Origin of the sequence: Caballeronia temeraria, assembly GCF_001544795.2 — a bacterium.
Taxonomy (GTDB): Bacteria; Pseudomonadota; Gammaproteobacteria; order Burkholderiales; family Burkholderiaceae; genus Caballeronia; species Caballeronia temeraria.
Genome location: NZ_FCOI02000035.1, coordinates 10,950 through 37,107 on the forward strand (window position 1 = coordinate 10,950; position 26,158 = coordinate 37,107).

The 26,158-nt window shown below is 66.8% G+C and carries 13 protein-coding genes and 1 pseudogene; 8 read left to right on the forward strand and 6 right to left on the reverse strand.

Annotated elements, in window-relative coordinates; all coding sequences use genetic code 11:
* Positions 1-5 precede the first annotated feature (5 nt).
* From AWB76_RS32310 to AWB76_RS32320, 3 genes are read right to left on the reverse strand one after another with little or no spacing between them, the layout of a single operon-like run.
* Positions 6-1,526, reverse strand: coding sequence for a 4-hydroxyphenylacetate 3-hydroxylase N-terminal domain-containing protein (locus AWB76_RS32310; protein WP_061164179.1), 1,521 nt, complete (start codon positions 1,524-1,526; stop codon positions 6-8).
* A complete protein-coding gene (locus AWB76_RS32315; RefSeq protein ID WP_061164180.1) occupies positions 1,519-14,763 on the reverse strand; it encodes a non-ribosomal peptide synthetase in 13,245 nt (4,414 codons plus the stop codon). The genes AWB76_RS32310 and AWB76_RS32315 overlap by 8 nt, the downstream gene beginning before the upstream one ends.
* A gap of 3 nt (positions 14,764-14,766) precedes the next feature.
* A complete protein-coding gene (locus AWB76_RS32320) occupies positions 14,767-16,065 on the reverse strand; it encodes an NtaA/DmoA family FMN-dependent monooxygenase (protein WP_244173538.1) in 1,299 nt (432 codons plus the stop codon).
* A gap of 176 nt (positions 16,066-16,241) precedes the next feature.
* Here AWB76_RS32320 and AWB76_RS32325 point away from each other — a divergent pair, with 176 nt between their 5' ends.
* Positions 16,242-16,622 (forward strand): DUF6072 family protein, encoded by a 381-nt coding sequence (locus tag AWB76_RS32325; protein WP_061164181.1) that lies wholly within the window; start codon positions 16,242-16,244, stop codon positions 16,620-16,622.
* A 91-nt stretch (positions 16,623-16,713) separates the two neighbouring features.
* Here AWB76_RS32325 and AWB76_RS32330 read toward each other — a convergent pair whose 3' ends face one another.
* A complete protein-coding gene (locus tag AWB76_RS32330; RefSeq protein ID WP_157696258.1) occupies positions 16,714-17,349 on the reverse strand; it encodes a methyltransferase in 636 nt (211 codons plus the stop codon).
* 245 nt (positions 17,350-17,594) lie between these two features.
* Between AWB76_RS32330 and AWB76_RS32335 the strand changes: the two genes are divergently transcribed.
* Both AWB76_RS32335 and AWB76_RS32340 read left to right on the forward strand, forming a co-directional pair.
* The gene (locus AWB76_RS32335; protein WP_244173537.1) at positions 17,595-18,605 is read left to right on the forward strand and encodes a prohibitin family protein; all 1,011 of its coding nucleotides are present in this window, start codon (positions 17,595-17,597) and stop codon (positions 18,603-18,605) included.
* A gap of 58 nt (positions 18,606-18,663) precedes the next feature.
* Entirely contained in the window at positions 18,664-18,867 is a 204-nt protein-coding gene (locus AWB76_RS32340; protein ID WP_061164184.1) for a hypothetical protein, read from the forward strand.
* 112 nt (positions 18,868-18,979) lie between these two features.
* Here AWB76_RS32340 and AWB76_RS32345 read toward each other — a convergent pair whose 3' ends face one another.
* Complete coding sequence (locus AWB76_RS32345) at positions 18,980-20,221, reverse strand: NAD(P)/FAD-dependent oxidoreductase (RefSeq protein ID WP_061164185.1); 1,242 nt, start codon at positions 20,219-20,221, stop codon at positions 18,980-18,982.
* A 22-nt stretch (positions 20,222-20,243) separates the two neighbouring features.
* Positions 20,244-21,026 (reverse strand): ABC transporter substrate-binding protein, encoded by a 783-nt coding sequence (locus AWB76_RS32350; RefSeq protein ID WP_061164186.1) that lies wholly within the window; start codon positions 21,024-21,026, stop codon positions 20,244-20,246.
* A 198-nt stretch (positions 21,027-21,224) separates the two neighbouring features.
* Between AWB76_RS32350 and AWB76_RS32355 the strand changes: the two are divergent.
* The 5 genes and pseudogenes from AWB76_RS32355 to AWB76_RS32375 all read left to right on the forward strand — a co-directional run bounded on the left by AWB76_RS32355 (position 21,225) and on the right by AWB76_RS32375 (position 26,139).
* Positions 21,225-22,219 (forward strand): annotated as a pseudogene (locus tag AWB76_RS32355) (ornithine cyclodeaminase family protein).
* A 31-nt stretch (positions 22,220-22,250) separates the two neighbouring features.
* Positions 22,251-22,916 (forward strand): helix-turn-helix transcriptional regulator, encoded by a 666-nt coding sequence (locus AWB76_RS32360; RefSeq protein ID WP_374729962.1) that lies wholly within the window; start codon positions 22,251-22,253, stop codon positions 22,914-22,916.
* A 185-nt stretch (positions 22,917-23,101) separates the two neighbouring features.
* Positions 23,102-23,986, forward strand: coding sequence for a LysR substrate-binding domain-containing protein (locus tag AWB76_RS32365; RefSeq protein ID WP_061164188.1), 885 nt, complete (start codon positions 23,102-23,104; stop codon positions 23,984-23,986).
* Positions 23,987-24,124: 138 nt separating this feature from the next.
* Entirely contained in the window at positions 24,125-25,366 is a 1,242-nt protein-coding gene (locus AWB76_RS32370) for a CaiB/BaiF CoA transferase family protein (protein ID WP_061164189.1), read from the forward strand.
* A complete protein-coding gene (locus AWB76_RS32375) occupies positions 25,363-26,139 on the forward strand; it encodes an enoyl-CoA hydratase-related protein (protein WP_061164190.1) in 777 nt (258 codons plus the stop codon). Before AWB76_RS32370 ends, AWB76_RS32375 begins: the two co-directional genes overlap by 4 nt.
* Positions 26,140-26,158: the final 19 nt, after the last annotated feature.

The window sequence follows — 26,158 nt, forward strand, 5'->3', positions numbered from 1 at the left end:
CCGGTTCATGGCGTTTTCCAGACGGGATTCACCCATCCGTGCTCGTCATAGTCGGCGAGGCACTGATCGACGAGATCCGTCATCCGTGCCAGTGAACCGTCCGCCGACGCCATCGCTTGCAGATGCACCTTCACTTCCTCATGGCTGCCCATGTAATTGCGTTCGTACAGTTCGTGACGTCCGGCGAACTCGGTGCCGACCGCGTCCCACATGAGCTTCATCAGCTTGATGCGCTCGCGATGCCCGATGCCGTTCGAGCCGCGAACATAGCGCGACAGATACCGGTCGATCTCGGGGTTGTCGAAATCGCGCGTGGAGGAAGGCAGATAGATCAGCGCGGACGCCACGATCTTCTGCACGATCTCCTTGATGCGGCCGTAGGCATCGGGAGCGAGCGCGCGATAGGCGAGCGCCGCGTGCAGATTCGGCAGCACGGCGCCGTGTATCCACGGATCGGGCTGACGCGCCATCGTGTTGGCGAGCGACCAGAACATGTGGCGCAGCGCGATGACTTCGCCGAGCATCACCTGATTGCCGCGGAACTCGTCGCCGCTCGTGACATGCAGCGCTTTCGACAGCAGCCCGGTGAGAAAGTCGAGCTTCACCGCGAAACGCGTGCAACCGTGAAAGCTCGTGCCGTGCATGAAGCCGGAAGCGGTCGGGAAATCCGGCGGCATCGCGTCCGCGCCGAGACTCAGCACGTTTTCCCACGGCACGAATACGCGATCGAGGATCAGGATTGCGTCGTTCTCGTCGAAGCGGGAACTGAGCGGCGAATCGAAGGGACTCGACGTTCGCGTCGCCTGATATTCATATGAGTTCCGGCAGATGAGCTTCACGCCCGGCGCGTTCATCGGCGTGAAGAACATGACGGCGCGGCTCTTGTCGCTTTTTGCGATCCCCGCGTGATGGCTCAGAAACGTGTAGTGCGTGAACGCGGCGGACGTCGCGACGACCTTGGCGCCCGAGATGACGAGGCCGCCGTCCGTTTCCTCGTCGATATGAATGTAGACGTCCTGCGCCTGATCGGGCCGCGCACGATCGATCGGCGGATTCGCGAGCGCGTGATTCATGAAGGGCACCGTTTCCTGCGCGAGCTTGTGCCACTGGCGGGCATTGCCGGCGTGCGCGCCGTAGTAGTCCGCGTTCACGTCGAGCGTATTCATGATCGACGCCTTGTAATCCGGCGTGCGTCCCATCCAGCCATAGGTGAGCCGCGCCCATCCCGCGATCGCTTCCTGCTGCCCGACGAGATCGTCCGCATTGCGCGCGTGCCGGAAGTAGCGATGCGTGTAGCCGCCGTTGCCTGTGTCGGTCGCGCAGGTGAGAGCGGATCGATGCGCGGGATCGTGCAGCGCGTCGTAGAGACGCGCCAGCGAGCGCGCGCTGTTGCGAAAGGCCGGATGCGCGGCGACGTCGTCGACGCGTTCGCCTTCGAAGAAGACATCGCGCCCGTCGCGCAGGCTGTCCATGAACGCTCGCCCGGTCAACGGCCGCGCCGCCAGATGTCGCGATAGCTCATTCACTGTGTCTCACCCGATTGGCAAATAGATCACGAATGATCGGTCCGATGACGGCGAGCGCGTCGGCCCGCATCATGTGGTCGTGTTCATAGGGCACATCGATGATATCGAGCGCGCCGCGAGCGCTCGCGCGCCATGCCCGCAGCGACGAATCGGCGGACGGCGTCACCGCGGCGCGCATGAAGGTGACCGGCGCACCGAGCGGCGCGGGCCGGAACGACGCGGCGAGCGATGCATGGCAGGCGGTCACTTCGACCAACGCGGGCAACGCGCTCTGCGGCACGTGCGCGAGCGGACTTTCGATGGCGCGCATATGGTCCATCACGCGGTCCCATCGCAGCGCGCCGGGCGCGGTCTCGCTGAACGGGTAGCCGATCATCGCGAGGACATTGCCGAGGTGCGTGGCCGGGGCGAGCGTTTCGTGCCGCGCGCGCTGCGGCAGATTGCTGTCGAGCATCACGACGCGCGCGACGGACTCGCCCTGCGCTTCGAGACGCGTCGCGATCTGATGCGCGACCAGACCGCCGAACGACCATCCCATCAGCCGATAGGGACCGCGCGGCTGGATCGTGCGGATATGCGCGAGATAGCGGTCCGCGAGTCCGGCAAGCGATGGCGGCGGCGCTTCTCCGCTCAGCATCGGCGATTGCAGCCCGTAGAGCGGGACATCGACGCCGAGATGCGGGATAAGCGTCGCATAGCACCAGCTCAGGCCATAGCCGGGATGCACGCAGAAGACCGGCGCGGCGGCGCTCGCATGCTGCAAAGGCAGGAGCGGCGCGAGCGCGTCGGATGCGTCGCGGCGCTGCAGCCGCTCGCCGAGCAGCGCGACGGTCGGCGCTTCGAACAGCGCGCGGATGCCGGGGTCCACGCCCAGCGTGTCGCGGATGCGGTTGACGAGGCGCGCCGCGCGCAGCGAATGCCCGCCCAGCGCAAAGAAATTGTCGTCGATGGACACGCTGTCGCGCTCCAGCGCCTCCGCGAAAAGGCGCGCCAGTTCCGCTTCGCGCGCGTCGCGCGGCGCCCGCGAGCGTCGCGGCGTGCGCACCGGCGCGGGGAGCGCGGCGCGGTCGAGCTTGCCGTTCAGCGTGACGGGCAGGCGCGCGAGCGTCGTGAAGCTCGCGGGAACCATGTAGTCGGGCAGGCTGCGGGCGAGCGCGGCGCGCACGCCGGTTTCGTCGAAATCCGCGCCGGCGACGAGATACGCGGCCAGTTGGCCGTCGACCAGCGCGACGGCGCAATCGCGCACCGAGGCCTGCGCGCGCAGCGCGGCCTCCGCTTCGCCGGTCTCGACGCGAAAGCCGCGAATCTTGACCTGATGATCGGAGCGGCCGAGAAATTCCAGCTCGCCATCGGCGGACCAGCGCGCCAGATCGCCGGTCCGATACATGCGCTCGCCCGGCGCGCCGTAGGGATCGGCGATGAAGCGTTCGGCCGTCAGACCGGGCCTGCCGACATAGCCGCGCGCGAGCCCGCGCCCCGCGATATACAGGTCGCCGGGCGTTCCCGGCGGACAGCGTCCCAGCCAGCGGTCGAGCACATGCACGCGCGTATTCCACAGCGGCCGTCCGATGCCGGGGCTGGCCTGGCGCTCTGCGCGCTCCGCCGACGTCGACCAGATCGTGGTTTCGGTCGGTCCGTAGACGTCGATGACGCGGCGGGCGTGCGCGAGCAGCCGTTGGGCGAGGCGGGCGGACACCGTTTCGCCGCCGGCCAGCGCGAGCGTGAAGCGCGGCCGCTCCGGCATGGTCTCGATTTCGTGCAGCAGCGCGTCCCAGAGCGTCGGCGTCGCCTGCATTACGTTCGCGCGCGACGATGCGGCGAGGCGCGCGAGCCGGCGCGGGTCCTTCACGTCATCGGATGCGGCCAGCACGATCGTCGCGCCCGCGAGCAGCGGAGCAAGCAATTCGAGGCAGGCGATGTCGAAGCCGAGCGTCGTCACCGCGAGCAGGCGGTCGCCGGGCTTCATGCCCATGCGGTCCTGCATCGCCGCGAGCAGGTTGACGAGTCCAACGCGCGACACCGCGACGCCCTTGGGCGTGCCGGTCGAGCCGGATGTGTAGATCACGTAGGCCAGATGATGCGCGCGGCACGCGGGCGCGGCGGCGCTGCCCGGGTTGCAGTCGTCGGGCATCGGCAAGCGGTCGACGACCCACGCGGGCCTGGCGTCGGCGAGCATCGCCGCGATGCGCGCCTCCGGGTAAGCGGGATCGACCGGCAGGAAGGCCGCGCCGCTTTTCAGGACCCCGAGCATGGCCACGACGATATCGGGCGTGCGCGGCAAGGTGAGCGCGACCAGATCGTCGGGTCCGATGCCGCGTGCGATCAACGCCTGCGCGAAGCGATCCGAGCGCCGTTCGACATCGGCGTACGTCCAGCGCACGTCGCCCTGTTCGACCGCGATAGCGTCGGGCGAGCGGCGCGCCTGCCGCGCGAACGACACCGCGACGTCCTCGCCGGCAAGCGCGCGCGTCGTGCGGTTCCACGCGCTCATGCGTTGCGCTTCGTCGGGCGCGAGCAGATCGCGGGCGATGACCGCGCCCTGCGGCGCCGCCGCGACCTGCTCCAGCACGCGCACGAAGCGGTCGAGCAGCGCCTGCGCCGCATTGGCATCGAACTGGCTGATCCGGCAGTCGAGACGCAGCGCCATGCGCGCGCCCGGGATCGCCACGAGCGTCACGGGATAGTGCGTGCGGTCGTATCCGTCGATGGCGGCGATCGTCAGTTCATCCGCGGCGCTGCGCGGGCGAAGGGCATCCATCGGATAGTTCTCGACGATCAGCAGCGAATCGAACAGCTCGCTCTGTCCGGACTGCTCGATGATGTCGGTGAGCCCGAGATGCTGATGCGGCAACCGATCCGCCTGCATCGCCTGCATGCGCCGGAACAGTTCCGTCCAGCGCTCGCGCGGATCGAGCACGACACGCAGCGGCAGCGTATTGATGAAGAGGCCGACGCGCCGCTCGATCTGCGGCAGCTCGGCCGGACGCCCCGACACGGTGATGCCGAACACGACGTCCTCACGGCTCGTGAGCCGCGCGAGCAGCACGGCCCAGCAGCCTTGCAGGATCGTGCTCACGGTCGTTTCGTGGCGTTGCGCCAGCGCGGCGAGCGTCGCGCTCAGAGGTTCGGGCAGAGCGATGCGGACGGTGCGCACGTCCGTCGTCTGCGAACCCGGTTCGGCGCGCGTCAGCCGCGTCGGGCCGTCCACGCCGCGCAGCGCGTCGCGCCACGCCGCGCGCGCGGCCGCCTTGTCCTGGCGTTCGATCCATGCGTGCTGGTCGCGCAGCGGGAAGGCGGCGTCGAGCGTCTCGCCTGCATAGAGCGACATCAGATCGGATATCACGACCGGCATCGACCAGCCGTCGAGCAACAGATGATGGTTGCTCATCACGAGCCGATGCCGCCGCGGGCCGGTCCTGACGAGCATGAAGCGCAGCAGCGGGGCGCGTTCGAGATCGAAGCGGCGTTCGCGTTCCGATGCGAGCAGCGCCGAGAGCGCCTCGCCGACATCCTGCGCGTTAGACACATCCGCCTCGCGCCACGGCGCGCTCACCGGTCCGGCGATCACCTGAACGGGCCGGCCGCTCACGTCGCGAATGCCGACGCGCAAGGTGTCGTGACGCGCCAGCAACGCGTCCGCCGCGGCCCGCAGACGCGCGGCATCGACCTGACCTTCGAGCGTCAGCGAAATCTGCGCGATGTAGGGATCGGACGCGGACGCGTCGTAGAGCGAGTGAAACAGCAGCCCTTCCTGCAAAGGCAGAAGCGGCAGGATGTCCTGCGCGCCGGGTGTCGCGGCCTCGATCGCGTCGATGTCGGCTTGCGTGAGACGGGCGCCGATATCGGATGGCGTGAGGCCGCCGGATTCCAGCCGGGCAATGGCGTGCAGCGCGTCGGACCAGCGCCGGGCCAGATCGCGAATGGACGTCTCCTCGAACAGGCCGCCGGCAAAGGTCCAGTGCGCGTGCAGGCGCGGCCCCGCGTCGCCGTCGATGACCTGCGCATCCAGCGCGATGGCGTGCGGCAGGGGCGCATCGGCATCGTCGCCGCCTTCGAGCGACAGGCCGCCGATCGCGGACCAGGCGCCGCCCGACGCGCCGAAGCGGCCGAGGTAGTTGAACGACAGGTGCGCTCGCGCGCCTTGCAGGTGCGGCGCGGTCCGCGCGTTGAGGTAGCGCAGCAGGCCGTAGCCGATCCCGCCGTCGGGCAGCGCGCGCAGCGCCTCCTTGACGCGCTTCACGAGCGCGGCGAGCGCCGGGCCGCTTCGCAGCATCGCGGCGGGATTGAAGCCGTCGTCGAAATCGATGCGCAGGGGATGAACGCTCGTGAACCAGCCGACCGTCCGCGACAGATCGAGGCCGCTTTCGCCCGGCTCGCGGCCGTGCCTTTCGAGATCCAGCAACACCGGACCGGCGCCGCCGCGCCAGCCCGCCACCGCGAGCGCGTAGGCGGCGAGCAGGACGTCGTTCACGCCGCCGCGAAACATCGCGGGAACGCTGCCGAGCAGGCGCGCCGTGGTCGCGGCGTCGAGCTGCCAGCTCACGCGGCGCGCGGTCGCGAGCGTGTCGGTGCGCGCGAGCGGGCGTGTGCCGAGCGGGGAATCGCAGGCCGACACGATCCATCGCCAGCGATCGAGTTCGGCGACGCGCCGTGTGGCGTGCGCTTCTTCGTGCAGATGGCGCGCCCAGCGGCGAAACGACGTCGGCACCGGCGGCAGAACCGGCGGCTCGCCTCGCGCGGCGAGATCGTAGGCCTGCGCGAGATCGTCGAGGAGGATGCGCCACGACACGCCATCCACGACGAGATGATGGATCGTGAGCAAAAGCTCGCCGCCTGCCGCGCCCCGGTCGAACCATACGGCGCGCAGCACGCGGCCCTCTCGCAGCGCGAGCGATCGTTCGGACGCCTGTTGATGAAGGGCGGCGTGGCGCTCGACATCGGCGCGGGTCCAGTCGTGCGCATCGATCCGTTGCAAGGGCGTTTCGGCGTCGGCGTCGTGCGCGGGCACGTCGAGTTCAGCGTCGATGAAACGCGCCCGCAGCAGCGCATGCCGCGCGATCACCGCCTGCAACGCCTGCACGAGCCGAGCGTGGCGCGTGTCGTGCGGCAGGACCACGCGCATCGACTGGCTGAACGCGTCGATCGCGCCGTCGCGCGCGCTCAGCCAGCGCATGATGGGCGTGGCGGGCACGCGGCCGGTCTCGTCGTCCGATGTCGATGTCGATGCACGCGCGCGATCGGCGAGAACACCGGCGATCCGCGCGAGGCCCGCCGGCGTCTTGTGCCGGAATACGTGAGCCGGGCTCAGATCGAGACCCGCTCCGCGCGCGCGGCTCACGAAGCGGATCGACAGGATGCTGTCGCCGCCCAGCGCGAAGAAGCTGTCGTCCGGCTGCACGCCGTCGCGTTCGAGCACCTCGGCGAAGAGCCGCGCGATCAGGGCTTCCCGCTCCGACGCCGGAACACGCCGCGCCGATACATCGCGCGAAGGCGCCGGCAATGCCTTGCGGTCGAGCTTGCCGTTGGGCGTGAGCGGCAGCGCATCGAGCACGACGAACGACGACGGCACCATGTATTCGGGCAGGCGTCTCGCCACGGCCGCGCGCAGCGATGGCGCGTCGAAGGCCGGTGCCGGCACGACATAGGCGACGAGTTGCCTGTCGCGCACCGCGACCGCGCACGAACGCACGCCGTCGTCCTGCATCAGCAGCGCCTCGATTTCGCCCGGCTCGATGCGAAAGCCGCGCAGCTTGATCTGCTGATCGGCGCGGCCGAGAAATTCGAGTTGTCCGTCGGCTCGCCAGCGCCCGAGATCGCCCGTGCGATAAAGCCGCTTCCCCGCCGCGCCGAACGGATTGGCAACGAAACGCTCCGCGCTCAGATCGGGTCTTGCGACATATCCGCGCGCGAGCCCCGCGCCGCCGACGTAAATCTCGCCGCTCACGCCCGCGCCGCAGCGGCGCAGGAAGGCATCGAGCACATGGATCTGGCTGTTCCACACGGGACGTCCGATCGGCGGCGCGACCGGGCCGCCGAGGTCGTCGCTCATCGTCGCGCATACGGTGACTTCCGTCGGTCCATAGGCGTTGACGAGGCGCCGTCCGTTCGACCAGCGCGCCGCTGTGTCGGCCGATATCGCCTCGCCCGCGGTGACGATCGTGCAGGCGGCGGGGATCGTGGCCGGGTCCATCGCCGCGAGCAGCGCGGGCGGCAGCGTGACGCAGGTGATCTCCCGTTCGCGGATCAGCCCGGCGAGCCGCTCGGCCGACATCAGCGACGCATCCGCGAGGACGAGGCGCGCGCCGTGCAGCAGCGTGACGAGGACTTCGGAGACGGCGGCATCGAACGACAGCGACGCGAACTGCAAGACGCGCGATGCCGCCGTGATGCCGAAGCGTTCCGCCTGCGCCCCGACCAAGCTTGCGATCCCGGCGCGCGTCACCACGACGCCCTTCGGCTTGCCGCTCGACCCCGATGTATAGACGACATACGCAGGATGACCGGGCGCGACGGCACGCTCGACGGCATGCGTCGGCCAGCCCGCGAGCGGCGGCAGGACGCTGAGCGTGAGCGCGGGCTGCGCATCGGCGAGCATCGCGTCGATGCGTTCGCGCGGATAGTGCGGATCGACCGGCAGATACGCACCGCCGCTCTTCAGCACGCCGAGCATCGCCACGATGACGTCGGGCGTGCGGTTCATCGTCAGGGCGACGATACGTTCCGCTCCGATGCCCTGCGCGACGAGGCAATGCGCCAGCGCGTTGGAGCGCGCGTCGAGCTCGCGGTAGGTCAACTGTTGCGCGTCCTGCATCACCGCGATGGCGTGCGGCGCGCGCGCGGCCTGCGCACTGAAGCGCGCCGCGACATCGTCTTCGCCGACAGGGCGCGCGGTCGCATTCCAGCGATCGAGCTCGTCGCGTTCGGCGCGCGAAAGCAGATCGATGCGCCCGACGAGATCATCGGGTTGCGATGCCATCGACCGGAGAATCTGCATGAGCGTCGCGAGCAGGCGCTGTGCGTCGTGACCGGACACCCGGTCCGCACGATGATCGATCCGCAGCTCCAGCTCCGTTCCCGGCGTCACCATCAGGCTGACCGGATAGTGCGTCGTGTCGTTGACGGTCGTTGCCGCCAGCGTCACGCCGTCGATCTCGCATGGCGTGCGCGCGGCGGGATAATTCTCGACCACCACGAGCGTGTCGAAAAGTTCGCCGTGGCCGGCGCGCGCCTGCACCTCCGTCAAGCCGATATGCTGATGCGGCAGCAGCGCGGACTGGTCTCGCTGGATGCGTTCGAGCAGACGCGCGACTGTCTCGCCGGCATGCAGCGTCGCGCGCAGCGGCAGCGTGTTGATGAACAGGCCGACGCGCCGCTCGACATCCTGAAGCTCGGCCGGCCGTCCGGCTGCCGTGACGCCGAACGCGACATCGTTCCGGCCGGTCCGATAGCCGAGCAGCATCGCCCAGGCGCCTTGCGCGAACGTTGCCAGTGTCAGCCCGCGATGGCGCGCGCAGTCCAGCAGGCACGCCGTCGTTTCCGCGTCCAGCCTGCCCGTGACGGACGCCTGCCGCGCGAAAGGCGCGCCGGGGTCCGCGTTCGCGACGAGACGCGTCGGCCCGTCCAGCCCGGCGAGCGCGGCTTCCCACGCGTTACGCGCGCGTTCGCGGTCCTGCTTCGCGAGCCAGACGAACTGTTCGCGCAACGGCGGCGCGTCGCCGAGCGCGTCGCCGGCGTAGGCCTGCATCAGTTCGGACACGATGACGGGCATCGACCAGCCATCGATCAGAAGATGATGCAGGCTCAATACCAGGCGATGCTCGCCGTGGCCCAGCCGGAGCAGCGCGGCGCGCAGCAACGGCGCCGAAGTCACATCGAAACGATGCTCGCGGTCCTCGACGAGCCACGCCGCGAGCGCTTCGTGCGGCTGCGCGGCGTCCGCGAGATCGACGTCGCGCCAGCGCGTCTGCACGGCGCGGCGCAGCGCCTGCACGACGCGCCCGTCGACGGCATGGAAGCTGACCCGCAAGGCTTCGTGCCGCTGCACCAGCCTGTCGACGGCCGCGCGCAGCCGGTCCGGCTCAAGCTGGCCCTCGAACGCCAGCACCAGTTGCACGATGTACGGATCGGGACCGGTGGCATCGAACGTGGCATGGAAGAACAGCCCTTCCTGCAGTGGCGCGAGCGGCAGAATCTCGGCCGCGCCGGGATTCCCGGTGCGCAGCGTCGCCGTGACGGACGCGGGCAAGTCCGGCCACGATGCATCGTCCGAACGCGGCTCGACGGTCAGATCGCGCGCGACGGCAGCGAGCGCAGCCGGTGTCTTTTCGCGGAAGACATCCGCCGGACTCAGCACGAGTCCCGCCTTGCGCGCACGGCTGACGAGCTGGATCGACAGGATGCTGTCGCCGCCCAGCGCGAAGAAGCCGTCGTCCGCACCGACGGACGCGAGGCCGAGCACGTCGGCGAACAGCGTCGTCAGCGCTCTTTCGCGTGGCGTCGCGGGCGCGCGTGTCGCCGATGTCCGCGCCTGAAAGGGCGGCAGCGCCTTGCGGTCGAGCTTGCCGTTGCTCGTGATCGGAAGTCTGTCGAGCCTGACGAAGCCCGCCGGCACCATGTAATCGGGCAGGCGCTGTCTGAGCGCGGCGAGCACGCGGCGCTCGTCGTAGTTTTCCTCCGCGACGACATAGGCGACGAGACGGCTGCCCGATGCGCCATCGTGCTGCGCGAGCACCGCGCAGGCGCGGATCGCGGGCTGCTCCGACAGCACGGTTTCGATTTCGCCGGGTTCGATGCGCAGTCCGCGCACCTTCACCTGCTGATCCGCGCGGCCGGCGAACTCCAGTTCGCCCCGTTCGTTCCAGCGCGCGAAATCGCCCGTGCGATACATGCGCGCGCCGGGACCGCCGTAAGGATCGGCGACGAAGCGCTCGGCCGTGATGCCCGTCTGTCCGACATAGCCGCGCGCGAGGACGTCGCCCGCGATGTAGAGATCGCCCGCGACGCCGATCGGGCAGAGGTTCAGGAAATCGTCGAGCACGCGAATCCGGGCCGATGCGCGCGGCGCGCCGATCGGGACCGGATGCCGCACGCGTCGCGCGAGTGTCGCCGGATAGCTCGTGACGAACACGCTGGTCTCGGTCGGTCCGTAGCAGTTCAGGAGCGTGATGTCCGGAAAGCGCCGCAAGACTCGCTGGAAGCTCGCGACCGAGGCCGTGTCGCCGCCGGTGAGGATCGTGCGCAAGCCGCTCAGGCATTCGAGATCTTCCGTGACGAGAAGATTGAAAAGACTCGTCGTCAGAAGGAGATTGTTCGCGCCGTGCCCGGCGATTTCGCGGCGCAGATCCGCGGGCGTCAACTGTTCGCACGAAGCGACGACGAGTTCATCGCCGCGCAATAACGCGCTCCAGATTTCGTAGCTGCTGGCGTCGAACGCAAAGGACGACTGGAACAGCACGCGTTGCGGCGGAAGGTCCAGCAGATCCATCGCCATGTCGACGATGCCCCGGTGCGTGATCTCGATGCCCTTGGGCACGCCGGACGAGCCGGACGTGTACATGACGTTGATCAGCGATTCCGGCGCGATGTCGATCGCGACGGGACCGTCGTCGCCTTCGTCGAGCAGCGCGGCGTCGATGCGCAGCGCGGCGACGGACCCGTAGCCGCCAGCGGCGCTCGCGTCGTGCAGCACGAGCGCGGTCCGCGTGTCGTCCAGCATGCGTTGCCGGCGCTCCGGCGGAAGGCCGCGATAGAGCGGCAGGTAGCATCCGCCGGCCTTCACGATGGCGAGTGTCGCGACGATCAGTTCCAGCGAACGCGTCATGTCGACGGCAACGCGCGTCTCGCGCGCCACGCCGCGCGCCGCGAGCCGATGCGCCAGCCGGTTCGAGATCCGGTCGAGTTGTCCGTACGTCAGCGCGCGCGCGCCGTGACGCAACGCGATGGCGTGCGGCTGTCGCGCGACGATCTCTGCGAATCGCCGGGGAATAGACTGCGCTTCCCGGAGCTGCGTTTGCGATGGCGTGCCGAACGCGAGAAGCGCCGCGCGCTCCTGCGGCGCGAAAACGCCGTGATGCCCGATGCCCGCGTCGGGATCGGCGATGGCCTGATCGAGCAGGCCTTCGAACGCGGCGGCCATGCGGCGCGCCGTGTCCGGCTCGAACAGCTCGGCCGCGAATTCGAGATTGCCTTCGATGGCGCCGTAGCCATCGTCGTCGCTGCCGTGCGCGACGAGTTCGAAGGCGAGATCGAACTTCGCCGCCGCATTGCCGATGGCTCGCGGGCGCGTTGTCAGGTCTTGCAGCGAGAGTCGCGCGTCATCGTCGTATTCGAGCGACAGCGCGACCTGGAACAACGGATGACGCGCGACGCTGCGCTCGGGATTGAGCATCTCCACGATGCTCGCGAACGGCACGTCCTGATTGGCGTAGGCGGCGAGATCGGCCTCACGCACGCGCGCGAGCAGTTCGCGAAAGCCGGGATTGCCGCTCGCATCGACGCGCAGCACCAGACTGTTCACGAAGTAGCCGACGAGGTCTTCGAGCTGCGCGTCGAAGCGGCCCTCGCCCGGCGTGCCGATGACCACGTCCGTGCCCGCGCCGAAGCGCCGCAATACCGCGACGAGCGCGCTTTGCACGACCATGAAGAGCGTGGCGTGTTGAGCCTGCGCGAAATGCGCCGCTCGACGATGCAATCGCGAACCGATGCTGAACGCGATCCGCTCGGCGCGGCCCAGCGCTTCGGCCGGCCGCGCGCGCACGCGTGGCAGCGGCAGTTCGTCCGGCAGATCGGCCAGCACGCTGCGCCAGTGGGCGAGTTGACGTTGCGCGAGACTGCCGGTGTCGCCGGGAGAGCCGAGCAGCGCGCGCTGCCAGTTCGCGAAATCGGCGTATTGCACCGGCAGCGGTGGCAGATCGGGCCGCTTGCCGCCACGCCGCGCCGCATAGGCCGACGACAGATCGCGCAGAAACGGAACGAGCGACGCGCCATCGAAAGCGATGTGATGAAAGCTGAAAATCAGCACGGCGCGATCGCTTGCACAGCGCAGAAGGCGCGCTCTGAATGGAATGCGGCTTTCGAGATCGAACGGCGCTTCGACCTCGGCGGCGATGTGGCGATCGAGTTCGCCGGGCGTTGCATCGGTCACGCCGAGCAGTTCGTCGAGCATGCTGTCGCTCGCGGGCAGGACATGCTGATACGGTCCCTCGTCGGCATGACGAAAGAGCGTGCGCAGGCTTTCGTGACGGGTGACGACATCGCGAAGCGCGAGACGCAGCGCGTGCGCATCGCACGGACCGCGGAGGTCGAAGGCGTAGGGCAGGTTGTAGGCGGCGGCCGCGCTCGCCTCTTTCCCCAGCCGCGCCAGAAACCACATGCCCTGCTGACCCGCCGACAGGCGCACGCGTTCACGCCGCGCCTGTGCCGACAAGCGCGCGCGGCGCATTCCGTGCGCGTCGAGCAGCGCCGCGAGCCTCTCGACGGTCGGCGCGCGGAACACATCGCTGACACTTGCATCGATTTGCAGAACGGCGCGTATCCGGTTCGCGAGCTGCGCGGCCAGCAACGAATGGCCGCCCGACGCGAAGAAATCATCGTGGATGCCGACAGCATCCCGCCGCAGCACCTCGGCAAACAGATGCGCGAGTTGGATCTCGACAGGCGTGCGGCCCTCGGGACCGCGAGCGGCATCGCGTCTCGCGAAGGGCAAGGCGGCGCGATCGAGCTTGCCGTTGGGCAGGAGCGGCAGCGCAGGCAGCGTGACGAAGGACGCCGGAAGCATGTAGTCCGGCATCCGGCGCGCAAGTTCGCTACGCAGCGCGGCTTCGTCGTAGCCGTCCGCGGGCACCAGAAAGGCGACGAGTGTGTCTTCTTCCAGAACGACGGCCGCCGCCGCGACATGCCGATGCGCGAGCAGCGCCGCTTCGATCTCGCCCGGCTCGACGCGAAAGCCGCGTATCTTGAGCTGTCGGTCGGCGCGGCCGAGATAGTCGATGTGGCCATCGCTGCGCCGCCGCGCGCGGTCTCCCGTGCGATACATCCGCGAACCGGACGGACCGTGCGGATCGGCCAGAAAGCGCTCCGCCGTGTGGCCGGGTTGCCCGATATAGCCTCTCGCCAGCCCCGCACCCGCGAGATAGAGTTCGCCCGCCTCGCCAACGGCGCAGGGCCGCAGGCGTTCATCGAGCACATAAGCCGATGTGTTCCAGATCTCGTGACCGATCGGCGCGCCGTTTGCCGTCGTGGCCACGGCGTGCAGGCTGTCGCCGCTCGCCTCCGAGGAGCCGTAGAAATTGACGAGCCGCGCATCCGGCACGCATGCCGCAAAGCGTTGCGCGAGCGCGGGCGGCAGCGTTTCGCCGCTGCATATCCAGAGCGGACAGCGGTTCAGCGCGGCGTGATCGGGCTGATCGAGCAGGGCGGCGAGCAGGCTCGGAACGACGGTGATGCGGCCGATATTCAGACGCGCGATCTCGGCCGCCAGCAGCGCCGGGTCGCGCGCGGCTTCGGCATCGGCGAGCGCGACGGTGGCGCCGGCAATCAGCGGCGCGAGCAACTCGGTAGCGCCGTCGATGAAGCTCATCGAACTTTTGGCGAGCACCGTCTCGCCAGGCGCGAACGCGTAGATGCCGGCCACCCAGCACAGGCGGTTGACGAGGCCGGCATGCAGGCCGACCACGCCCTTGGGGCGTCCCGTCGAGCCGGATGTATAGATGACATAGGCCGCATCGAGCGGTGCCGGGCGCGCGCCGGTCGCTGTCTTTCGGACGACGTGATCGCTGCCGGGCAGATCGACCCTGTGCACGATCGGTATCGTCCGCACGGTTTCGGCCAGTTCGGCCGCGAGCCGCGTATGCGTCAACACGCACGATGGCCGCGCATCGCACGACATGAACGCGAGCCGCTCCGCCGGATACGCGGGATCGAGCGGCAGATACGCCGCGCCGCTCCTGAGCACGCCGAGAATGGCCACGACCATGTCGAACGAACGGGGCAGCGCGATCGCGACGATGTCGCCCGGCCCGAGTCCATGCGACACGAGCAGATCGCCCAGCCGGTTCGCGCGCAGGTTCAGTTCGGCGTAGCTCATCTGCCGCGTGCCTTGCAACAGCGCCGGAGCCGCCGGCGTGCGCGCGGCCTGGCGCTCCAGCAGGTCGTACACGGTGAGCGTCGTCAGCTCGTCGGCGGACCCGCGCGCCGCGCCCTGGCCGCCGGTCCCGATCTGATCGGTCAGCGCGTCCATCGGTCAGTTATCCCGATTATTCGATGCCACCAATCCGCGCGCACGCAGTTCGGGAATGACGGCGCGCCCAAATTCCTCGAAGGTGCCCGGGAAATGCGTCGGCGTGATGACGAAGCCGTCGCAGCAGTCCTCGAACAACGCCTGAAGCTGATCGGCGACGTCCGCCGCGGTGCCGACAAGACGTGGCGTGCCCGTGCTGCCCGACAGCGCGATGGCGGCGTCATCGATACGAACGTCCGGTTGCGAATCGAGCAGACTGGCGAGCCACGCCAGCGTGCCGCCGGCATCGACCGCGGGCCGCTTGTGCTGCGTTTCCAGAATCGGCTGCAGGCGCGCGTCGCCGGAAACGCCGGACAGGTCGAGGCCCAGCATCGCGGCGAGATAGCTGCGCGCCGCATCCGGTGCGACGAGCGAGTCGAGATGCGCGGTGCGAGCAGCGGCGATCTCGCGGGTCTCGCCGATCACCGGTTGCACCGCCGCCATCAGGCGTATGTCGTGCGGCGAGCGTCCCATGCGCACGGCGCGCGCACGGACGTCGTCGCGCAGTTCGCGCATGGCGGCGGGCTCGCTCTGTATCGCGAAGATGACTTCAGCCCAACGCGCCGCGAAATCGCGGCCTCGCGGCGACACGCCGGCGGCCATCAGTGTCGGGGCGCCACGGTACGGCAGCGTCAGCGGGCCGCGTATGTCGAAGTGACGGCCCTTGTGATCGATCTGCCGGATCTTGTCGGCGCGGGCATAGACGCCGGACTTCTTGTCGGCAATAAGCGCGCCTTCATCCCACGAAGACCAGAGATCGTGACAGACCTTAAGCGTTTCTTCGGCCCGATCGTAGAGGTCGCGGTGATCGAGCGACGTCAGATGCGCGAAGTTGATGCCATTGCTAGGCCCCGCCGATGTCACGATATTCCATGCCATGCGCCCGCGACTGAAATGATTCAGTGTACTAAGCGTTCTGGCGAGATGATAAGGCTCCATATAGGTCGTGGATAAGGTGACCGTGAACCTCAGCCGGTGCGTGACGCCGATCATCGGCGAGACGAGCAGCGCGGGATCGTGACGGATGGCGCCGCTCGCGCCGCGGCTCGTCATCGTTTCCCATGCGCCGTCTTCGCCCATCGGAACGGCGAGCGATTCCGGCACGAACGCATAGTCGTAACCATAACGATCGAGGCTGCGCGCGAGATTTTCATAGAGCTCGCGATCGCAGAAATCGGTTTCGCTATAGGGATGACGCCACATGGCGCCGAAGTGGCTGCCGGGCACGAGAATGTAGGCCGAAAAGAGCATGCGCCGGCGCATCACGGTGCGGCTCCGCTTGCCGTGTCACACGTTTGTGATGCCTTGATGGAAGCATTTCCGCCAGGGTTTATGACGAACATGGGACACCACCTTTTTACTGGTAGTCACCGGAATTTCTGCGTATATTGTTCTAGTGTGGTTGAAGTTGTCAATTAAGTTGACCTGAGGGCCAGGAAATGAAAGACAACACCGCAGTCACCGAAACTCCTCATACGGAAAGAGTTACCAGCGAACCATCCGCTGTCAGCAGCGACGCGACTTCGGTGCGACGCAGCACGAGTCCGGCCACGAACGGCGTCAAGCTCGTCGGCGAGGCATTCGTCCCCGGCGCAAGTCTTCTGATGGATGGAAACGTCGTCAACGGCGCCGCGCATGTCGCCGCGGGCATCGGCATCAAGATGCTGTTCGGGCCGGTGGGTCTGCTGCTCGCGGCGGCCGATTCCTACTCGAAATCGGTGACGGACAAATACCTTTGGAACCACGTCAATGACCTGGTCACGAAGGCAAAGGAAACGCGCAAGGCAAAGGCAGAAACGGCGAGCCCGCCCGCGGAATAAAACCCGCGATTACCGCAGTCATCGATGAGCAAGATCTTGCGAATGCGCGGGAAGAATTCGCCGCGCATTTGAAAGAACACGTACGCTCGTTTTAATGCTCGAGTCGTTGAAACACCCGAAGCTCGTGCCCATAAATCAGGCGGGGAATAAATTCATCATGCACGAGCGCGAGCTGGTGATCGCTGGCCCAGGTTTCCACGGCGCCTTCGGCGACTTGCTCCACCCACTCGCGCGTAAAAACATAGTCGTCGATGTTATGTGCCAGCCGTCGGCCGCCCGGCCGCGCGGTCATATCCTTGTAGAGCAAGACGCCACCCGGTTTGACGCGCCGGGCCGCGGCGGCGAATACATCGCTTCTGTCGCGCGGGCGCACATGGTGCAGAACGTCGATCATCGCGACAGTGTCGAACGGCCCTTCGGGCGCCTCGGCGACCGAGCGCACATGTTCGAACGTCAGGATGCTTTCCGCGTCGAGCCGCCGCGCGGCGGCGCGCGCCGATTCGAGCGGCGGCGCCATTACGTCGCAACCCACGCCCCGGCGAATCTTCTTCGTCGCGGCGAGCAGCGCGAGCAAGGAGCCCGCGCCACAGCCCACATCGAGTACTTCACCGCCGTTGCGGACGAATTGCAGCAGCTTGTCGTAAGGACAGACGTAAGGGCGCACGGCGCTCAGCCATCGCAGGGGATTGGGCGTATCGCAGTAAGCGGCATAGAAGAAGCGCCGCAACTGCGCGGGCGTTGCGGCGGCGTCGACGAAGGGAATGGAAGTAGATGCGGGAGCGAGCATGGGTGTCTCTGCGTGTCGTCCGATCTCGTGCCTGATGTTACTATGCAAAAAATTTCTGCGCCCGGAAAATATTCCAATTCTTCGTTATCCGAACGAGTCGATGCCAGATGAGCCCAGCGGATCCAGTCGACGACGAGGCTTCCGAACCTCAGAAACAACGCATCATCAGACATGTCCGGTATCGGATGAGCCGGAGCGAAAAGTTCATCGCGGTGTCGCTCGTCATCGGCGTCATCGTGCTTCTGCTGATTCCCTTCACGTTCATCATCGTTCCGGCGGGTCACGTCGGCGTGCTTTATCGCTTGCTCAGACACGGCACGGAGACGGACTTCGTCTATCACGAAGGGTTGAACATCAAGTGGCCGTTCGACCGGATCTATACGTACGAGGTCAGAACGAAGACGCTCGACGAGAGCGTCCACGCGCTCGCCCGTGACGGGCTGAGTGTTCAGGTTCAGATTTCCGTGCTGTATCGGCCGGTGCCGGACAATGCCGGGAAGCTGCATCAGGAAGTCGGCTATGACTACGTCGACCGCGTGGTGCGTCCGATCTCGCTCGGCGCCGTGCGCGACATCATCGGCAAGTGCGATCCGCATGATCTGTATCGCATCAATGTCGAAGATCTGGAGAGCCGCATACTCGAGAAGATGCATGCGTCGCCGGCGGCGAAGGGGATGATCTTTTTCGAGCGCGTCGTCGTGCGCGACCTCGATCTGCCGACGACAGTGAATGACTCGATCAACAGAAAGCTGACCGAAGAACAGAATGCGCAGGCGTATAAATTCCTGATCGCGCAGGCGCAGGACGAAGCGGAGCGCAAGCGGATCGAAGCAATCGGCATTCAGACTTTTTATTCGATCGTCGCCAATTCCCTGACGCCTCAACTGCTGACCTGGCGAGGCATCGAAGCGACCGTGCAACTGTCCAATTCGAGCAACTCTAAGATAGTCGTGGTCGGTGGCGGAAAGGATCAGTTGCCGTTGATTCTGGGAAGCGATATTGCGAAGCAGCCGGATCTTCCCGCGCCCACGGTGATCGATCCGAAATCGCATCCGCTCCCGCAATGGCGCGAGCTTCCGAAGCTGTTTCCGAATTCGGGCGAGCAGGGCGCTTCCGGCGTGCAAGGCAGTGGCATCGGCCTCGGAAAAGACCGGAGCGAGCCGCACGCCACGAATGAAAGCGTGAAGAAACCCTAACCCGATGTAATGCTAATCTGATGGCTCATTGCAGCCGCGACGATCACGGGAGGACATCATGATTGTTATTCCCAGCCTCGTTTATATCGTGCTCTGCCTGCTGGTCGCTTATCGCGGCCGACGCACGCATCTCGGCTATCTCGGAAGCTTTCTTTTGAGCCTGTTTCTCACGCCGATCATCGTATTCGTCGGGCTGCTGCTGCTGACCCCTTCGCCGGAGAACGTCGAGATCATTTATCGCGGCGATAAGCAGAAGATTTAAAAAGCCGAACGTTCAGAAAGCCTCGATTCGCGCATCGTCATTCTCAACTCATTCGCCACGGGACGGATTGTTGCGACTGTGATCCCGACTTCGAGAAACAGCCCGCCAAATACTAGAACCTCCCCACCCGATAGGGCGCCGGATCGGTGAACCCCGCTTCCCCGCTCATCAGTTCGCCGACAAGCCTGCCCGTCACCGGACCGAGCGTGAGCCCGTGATGCGCGTGTCCGAACGCGAACCAGAGCCCAGGGTGGCGGTCCGCCGGCCCGATCACCGGCCGCATGTCCGGCGTGCAGGGCCGAAGCCCGAGCCACGGCGATTCGTCGATCCGCGCCCCGAGGCCGAACACGGGTCGGGCGATCCGCTCCGCGCGTTCAAGTTGCACGGGGCTCGGCGGCCTGCCGCTGCAGGCGAGCTCGACGCCGGTCGTCAGACGCAGGCCGCGCCGCATTGGCGCCACCACATAGCCGTTCTCGATATCGACGACGGGCCTCGACAGCGCAGCGCGTCCGTCGCCTTGGTAATGCATGTGATAACCGCGCTTCGCCATGAGCGGAACGCGGTATCCGAACTTGCGCGCGAGATCGCCGGACCATACGCCGAGCGCCACGACGGCCGCCTGCGCCTCGACCGGGCCGCTCGCGGTCATCACGCGCCAGCCGCTGCCCGATGGTTCGAGCGTCGCGGCGTCGCCACTCAGGATGCGTCCGCCCTCGCGCTCGAACAACGCCGCATAGCCTTTCGTCAGCGCGCCCGGATCGATCACGCTGCGCGGATCGGTCCAGTGGATCGCCCCCGCGTATGCGCCATCGAGCGATGCCTCCAGCCGATTGAGCGCCGCTGCATCGAGCACCTTCATGCCAAGCCCGTGCTCGCGCGCGATCCGTTCGGCGGCGCTCGCTTCCCGCTCGAACTGCCCGCGCGAACGATACGCTTCGAGCCAGCCCGTGGGCCGCACGAGATCGGCGAGACCCGCCCGCGCGATCAGCGCCTCGTGCTCGGCGACGCTTCTGCGGATGAGCGGCAGCATGTCGCGCGCGGCGGCGGCGAGACGCGCGGGCGCCGATTCCCACCAGAACCGCGCAAGCCACGGCGCATACGCGGGCAGCGAGCGCAGGTCGTAGCGCAGCGCGGTCGAGCGGTTCATCGCGAACCTGAGGACGGTGCCCCAGTCGCGCGGAAACGCATAAGGCACGACCGACGATGCCTCGATCAGCCCCGCGTTGCCGAAGCTCGTCGCCTCGCCGGGCGCGCGACGATCGACGAGCGTCACTTGCCAGCCGCGCTGCCGCAGATGCAGCGCGACGCTCACTCCCACGATGCCCGCGCCGAGCACGATCACGTCCTGAGCCATATTCCGATGCCTGATGAAGTGCCTATTTCGCAATGATGTCGCGTTTGAAGTACTTTTGCGACAGTGCGCTCAGCGTGCCGTCTTTTTTCAGTGCGTCCAGCGCGGCGACCACCTTGGCCTTCAACGCCGCATCGTCCTTGCGCAAACCGATGCCGGTGCCTTCGCCGAGCGTGGACGGGTCGGTGAGGGCGCCGCCCGCGAAATCGAAGCCCTTGCCCTCGGGTTTCGCGAGGAAGCCGTCGATCGCGGTCTGCACTTCCTGCACGGCGCCGTCGAGCCGCCCGGCGGTGAGGTCCGCGAAGATCTGATCCTGGCTCTGATACGTCACGACCTGCACGCCCTCGCTCGCCCAGTGCTTGCGCACGTAATCCTCCTGCGTCGAGCCTTGCAGCACGCCCACCGACTTCCCCTTGAGGCTCGCGGGCGTCGGCTGCAGCTTCGCGTCGCGTTTGGCGACCATCTGGATCGGCATGACATAGACGGGCGGCGTGAAGTCGATCACCTGCCTGCGCTTGCCGGTGATGTTCATCGCCGAATTGATCGCGTCGAACTTGCGTGCCTGCAACGCCGGAATCAGCCCGTCGAAGCTGTTCTCCACCCACACGCACTTCATCTTGATGCGCTGGCACACGGCATTGCCGATGTCGATGTCGAAGCCTTCGAGCTGGCCGGACGGCGTCTTGCTCTCGAACGGCGGATAGGAGGCCTCGACGCCGAATCGCAAGGTCGGCGACTCCGCGTGCGCCAGGCCAGTTGTGAACGCGAGGCTCGCCGCGCCCGCGAAGCAGATCATCTTCCAGTTCATTGTCGTCACCAAAAGTCGTGTGTGAACCCGCACCGTCGCTGTCTTGCGCCAGGCGCGCGGTGAATCGCCGCGCGCTCACTCGAAATATAGACCGAAAATAAAATAAAAGTCTAGAATGGACAAAAATGTCCACGCCGATGCGGTCATGACGCGCTAGACGAAGCGGTCCTGCAACGGCCACGAACCGGAGGTTGTCGAATGATTTCCTTGTCCGAAGAAGCGCGGGAAAGCGCACGCGCCCCGCAGACGCCTTTCATCGTTCATGAAGAAGACGTGCGGCGGGCGCTGCCTTCGCTCGATATCCGCGGCGCGCTCGAAGACATGTTCGCCGCGCTCGGTAGCGGCGAAGCCGTGCAGCCGCCGCAGACGCTCACGCTTTTTCCGCGCGATGCCGGCGATTTCATTACTTACCTCGGCGTGCTCGCGAAGCACGAGGTGTTCGGCGCGAAGCTCTCGCCCTACGTCGCGCAGCCTGGCGCGCCGATCGTCACCGCGTGGACCGCGCTCATGTCGATGCGCACGGGCGCGCCGCTCATGTGGTGCGATTCCGCGCTCCTCACCACCGAGCGCACGGCGGGCACGACGGCGCTCGCAGTCGACCGGCTCGCGCGTGCATCGAGCGAGCGGCTCGCGATCATCGGCTCGGGGAGCGTTGCGCTCGCGCATCTGCGGCATGTCGCGCCGTTGCGCGAATGGTCGGAGATTCGCATCCATTCGCCGCGCCTGACCAGCGAGGCGCGGGCGCGATACAGGCGCTCGATGCACGCGTGCGCGTCGCGCCCTCGGTGGCCGACTGCGTGCGCGACGCGGATGTCGTGATGCTGTGCACGTCCTCGGGCACGCCGGTGCTCGCGCTCGATGCGCTCACGAAGCCCGCGCTGATCACCTCCATCAGCACGAATGTCGCGCGCGCGCACGAGATCGACCCGGCCGCGCTGAACGCGCTTGAGGTCTATTGCGACTATCGGCAGACGACGCCCACGAGCGCCGGCGAAATGGTGATCGCGCGCGAACGTCACGGCTGGTCGCCCGATGCGATACGCGGCGACCTTGCGGAGCTCGCACGCGACGCGTGTCCCGCACCTTCGAATGAGCGTGCGGTGTTCTTCCGCTCGATCGGGCTCGGCCTAGAGGACATGGCGGTCGCGCACGCGCTCTATGTTCATCTCGCGAAGCTGCGCGCGGCGGCCTAGCGGTATCATCGGTTTTCGCCGCTCCGAACTCATGCCTATCTCCATGCCACGACGCAAGACGCCGAAGTCCGACGAAACCGCGCGCGAAGCGCTGCTCGCGCGCTACGCGCACATCGCGGACAGCATCACGACGCTCTTTTTTCCCTATGCGGAAGTGGTGATCCATGATCTCTCCGACCAGACCATCGCGTATCTGTCGAACAATCTCTCCAAGCGCGAGATCGGCGACGACTCGGCGCTGGAGGATGTCGAGGAGACAGCGCGCGATCGTCTCGTCGGACCGTACGAGAAGCTCAACTGGGACGGGCGCCGCATGCGCTGCGTGAGCACGGCGCTCTTCGACGACGCGGGCCATGCAGCGGGCGTGATGTGCATCAACTTCAACATCGCGGCATTCGAGGAGATGCGCTCGACGCTCGATCTCTTCCTGCGCGGCGCGGGCGTCGTCGCGCAGCCCGTCGAGCTTTTCAAGGACGACTGGCAGGAGCGCATCAACACGTTCCTGCATGGCTGGCTGCGCGAGCGGCAGATCGCGCTCAACTCGCTCACGCGCGACCATCGGCGCGAGCTCGTCGAGGCGCTGCACGCGCAAGGCGCATTCAAAGGCAAGAGCTCGGCGAACTATGTCGCCAAGGTGCTCGGCATGGGACGCGCGACGGTCTACAAGCATCTGCGCGAGATGAAGGACAGCCCCTGAGCAGTTGGCGCGGAATAATAGCCTCCTGGCTCATTTGCCGGATTGCACGGTTCCATTCCATGCCGGCCCGTGGTTAAGTGAGCGACTGCCCTTCCGTGTTCCACTCTCCGGCGATTAGCCGTGTGCAGAACCTGTCTTCGGGCATTTCACGCCACAATCCGGAAATGCTTCCACACGGACACGCTATGGAACGTCGCACACTGCTTCCCCCATTGAATCCGACCCGGGCGTTCGAGGCGACCGGACGCCTGCTGAGCATTTCGAAGGCCGCTGACGAGCTGGCCGTGACGCCCGCCGCCGTCAGCCGGCAGGTGCGCACGCTCGAAGCCTACCTGGGCGTCGATCTGTTCGAGCGCGTGAAAGGGCGGCTGGAACTGACGTCGGCGGGCGCGCGATATCTGGCCGAACTGATGCCGCTGTTCGCATCGCTGCGCGAAGCCACCGACAGCCTGCGTTCGTCCGAGCGGCGTGCGCGCGTGCTCAAGATCCGCTCGCCCGCGACGTTCGCGGTGCGCTGGCTGATTCCGCGTCTCGCGAGCTTTCATCGGCTGCACGACAATATCGACGTGCAACTCACGACATCGCCGGCTCCGCTGAACTTTGCGCGCGAGGACATCGACGCCGGCATCCAGCTCGGCGATGGCAAGTGGGCCGGCCTGCGCGTGCAACGCCTCATCGCGAACGAACTGGTGCCTGTCGCCGCGCCATCGAGACAGGTCAAAGCCCGCTCGCAGTTGCAGGGCGAAACGCTTTTGCACACGCTCGCGCGGCCGGAAGACTGGACGTTGTGGCTGAAGGCAGCGGGCCTTCCATTGAACGGACGACGCCGTGAGATGCGCTACGAAACGTCGCTGCTCGCGTATCAGGCGGCAATCGAAGGACACGGTGTCGCGATCGCGCAGAAGGCGCTGGTGCGCGCCGAACTGGAAAGCGGTCTGCTCGTCGCGCCGTTTTCATTCGAGCTCGATCGCGGGCATCACACCTACTACTTCGCGTGGCCAGCGGAGCGTCCGCAATCCGATGCACTGAAGATTTTCCGCCGATGGCTGGTCACGTTGCTCAACGAATAATGCTTGCGCGCCGCCGACCTTTTAACAAAAAGTCAAAGGGTCGTTTCTAAATTGTCGATTGTCCGGAAGGCCGGCGAGTCCCTATTCTCGTCGGCATGATTCGTCGCGGTGGCGAGTCTCCAGACAGGACAATCACAAATGCCAAGAGACAGCCTCAACGGCGTGCGGGTGATCGATTTCTCGCATGTCCTCGCCGGACCGGTCTGCTCGATGACGCTCGCCGATCTCGGTGCGCACGTCGTCAAGATCGAACCGCCCGGCGGCGAGATCGGGCGGCGCATCGGGCCGCCGTGGATAAGCGGCGAAAGCCCGGCTTTCATCAGCGTCAACCGCAACAAGTACAGCGTCGCGATCGATCTGAAAGCCGAAGCCGGGCGCGAAGCCGTTCGCCGCATGCTGCGCGAGGCGGACGTGGTGGTCGAAAACTTCCGGCCGGGCGTGATGGCGTCGATGGGACTCGACTTCGACGCCGTGCGGCAACTGAATCCGCGGCTCGTCTACTGCTCGATCTCCGCGTTCGGTCAGACGGGCGCGAATCGCACGCGGCCTGGCGTCGATGGCGTGATCCAGGCCGTCAGCGGTCTGATGAGCACGCTCGGCGCGACGAGCGCCGAGCCGCTGAAAGTCCCGATCCCGGTCGCGGACATGATGGGCGGCTATCTCGCGTCGATCGCGATTCTCGGCGCGCTGCATCAGGTCCGCGCGGGCGGCGGCGGGCAGCATCTCGACGTGAGTCTCTACAACGCGACGCTGATGCTGCAGCAGATCGGCTTCGCTGCGTTCTTCGCGTCCGGGCGCGAGCCGGACAAGACCGGCAGCGCCGCGCCTTATGCGTGCCCGAACGAAGCGTTTCCGACGCGGGACGGCTGGATAATGGTCGTCGCCTACCATCCGGAACGATGGCACGCGTTATGTGAGGTGCTCGCAACGCCCGCACTCGAAGCGGACCCGCGATTCGCCACGAACGACGATCGAGTGCGCCATCGCGCGACACTGCATCACATGCTCGCGGCGCGTTTCGTCGAACGCACGACTGCGGAGTGGATGGATCGGCTCGCGGCCCGTGACATTCTCTGCGCGCCCGTCGCAACTTACGGCGATGTCATCGAATCGGCGGAGTACGCCGAATGCGGACTGGCGCAGACGATCGATCATCCGGTCGCGGGCGCGATGCGTACGCACGGCTTCGCGCTCGGTCCATCCGACCGGCCGGGCGCGCCGGATTTGCCCGCGCCGCTGACGGGCCAGCACACGTTGCACATGCTGGAGCTATACGGCTTCGCTGAAAGCGAGATCGCGGGACTGCTGAACGCGGGCGTGATCCGCGTGGGCCGCGCACCGCGCGAGACGTGCGACGAAGACCGCAAGGTGAGCGCATGAGCGCCGCGATGATCCGAACCGAACGACGCGGGCACGTCGCGCTCGTGCGTCTCGCGTCGGACAACCCGCTCAATCCGCTGACCGGCGCGTTGATGGATCAGCTCATCGACGTCCTGCTGCGCAACGAAGCCGATCCGCAGGTTCACGCGACCGTTCTGACAGGGTCCGATAAGGCCTTCGCCGCCGGCGCGGACATCGTCGCGATGTCGAAGCTCGATTACGCGAGCGCATTCTCGGACGATTACATCGGACGTAGCTGGGACCGTATCCGCACGGTGCGCAAACCGCTCATCGCGGCGGTAGGCGGCTATGCGCTCGGCGGCGGCTGCGAACTGGCGATGATGTGCGACATCGTCATCGCCGCCGCCGACGCGCGCTTCGGCCAGCCCGAGATCAAGCTCGGCATCGTGCCGGGCGCGGGCGGCACGCAGCGTTTGCCGCGCGCGGTCGGCAAATCGACGGCGATGCTCGCGTGTCTGACCGGCGAGCCGCTCAGCGCAAGCGAGGCACTGGCTTACGGACTCGTGTCGATGGTCGTCGCCCGGGAGCGGCTGATCGACGAAGCGATGCGCGTCGCAGAACAGATCGCGCGTCATTCGCTGCCGGTGATCGTCGCGATCAAGGAAGCCGTCAATCGCGCGTTCGAGTCGTCGCTGTCGGAAGGTCTGTTGTTCGAGCGAAGGCTGTTTCATGCGGGCTTCTCGCTCGCCGATCAGAAAGAAGGCATGGCCGCGTTTCTGCAACGCCGTCAGGCCGAATTCCAAAATAAGTAGGTATCCGAATCAATGGGAG

Bases quoted from the DNA above. Each gene is read 5' to 3' on its own strand.
- AWB76_RS32375 (WP_061164190.1), top strand. From the start codon at position 25,363: ATGAGCGCCGCGATGATCCGAACCGAACGACGCGGGCACGTCGCGCTC.
- AWB76_RS32340 (WP_061164184.1), top strand. From the start codon at position 18,664: ATGATTGTTATTCCCAGCCTCGTTTATATCGTGCTCTGCCTGCTGGTC.
- AWB76_RS32345 (WP_061164185.1), bottom strand. From the start codon at position 20,221: ATGGCTCAGGACGTGATCGTGCTCGGCGCGGGCATCGTGGGAGTGAGC.
- AWB76_RS32365 (WP_061164188.1), top strand. From the start codon at position 23,102: ATGGAACGTCGCACACTGCTTCCCCCATTGAATCCGACCCGGGCGTTC.
- AWB76_RS32370 (WP_061164189.1), top strand. From the start codon at position 24,125: ATGCCAAGAGACAGCCTCAACGGCGTGCGGGTGATCGATTTCTCGCAT.
- AWB76_RS32320 (WP_244173538.1), bottom strand. From the start codon at position 16,065: ATGCGCCGGCGCATGCTCTTTTCGGCCTACATTCTCGTGCCCGGCAGC.
- AWB76_RS32350 (WP_061164186.1), bottom strand. From the start codon at position 21,026: ATGAACTGGAAGATGATCTGCTTCGCGGGCGCGGCGAGCCTCGCGTTC.
- AWB76_RS32360 (WP_374729962.1), top strand. From the start codon at position 22,251: ATGCCTATCTCCATGCCACGACGCAAGACGCCGAAGTCCGACGAAACC.
- AWB76_RS32335 (WP_244173537.1), top strand. From the start codon at position 17,595: ATGAGCCGGAGCGAAAAGTTCATCGCGGTGTCGCTCGTCATCGGCGTC.
- AWB76_RS32315 (WP_061164180.1), bottom strand. From the start codon at position 14,763: ATGGACGCGCTGACCGATCAGATCGGGACCGGCGGCCAGGGCGCGGCG.
- AWB76_RS32325 (WP_061164181.1), top strand. From the start codon at position 16,242: ATGAAAGACAACACCGCAGTCACCGAAACTCCTCATACGGAAAGAGTT.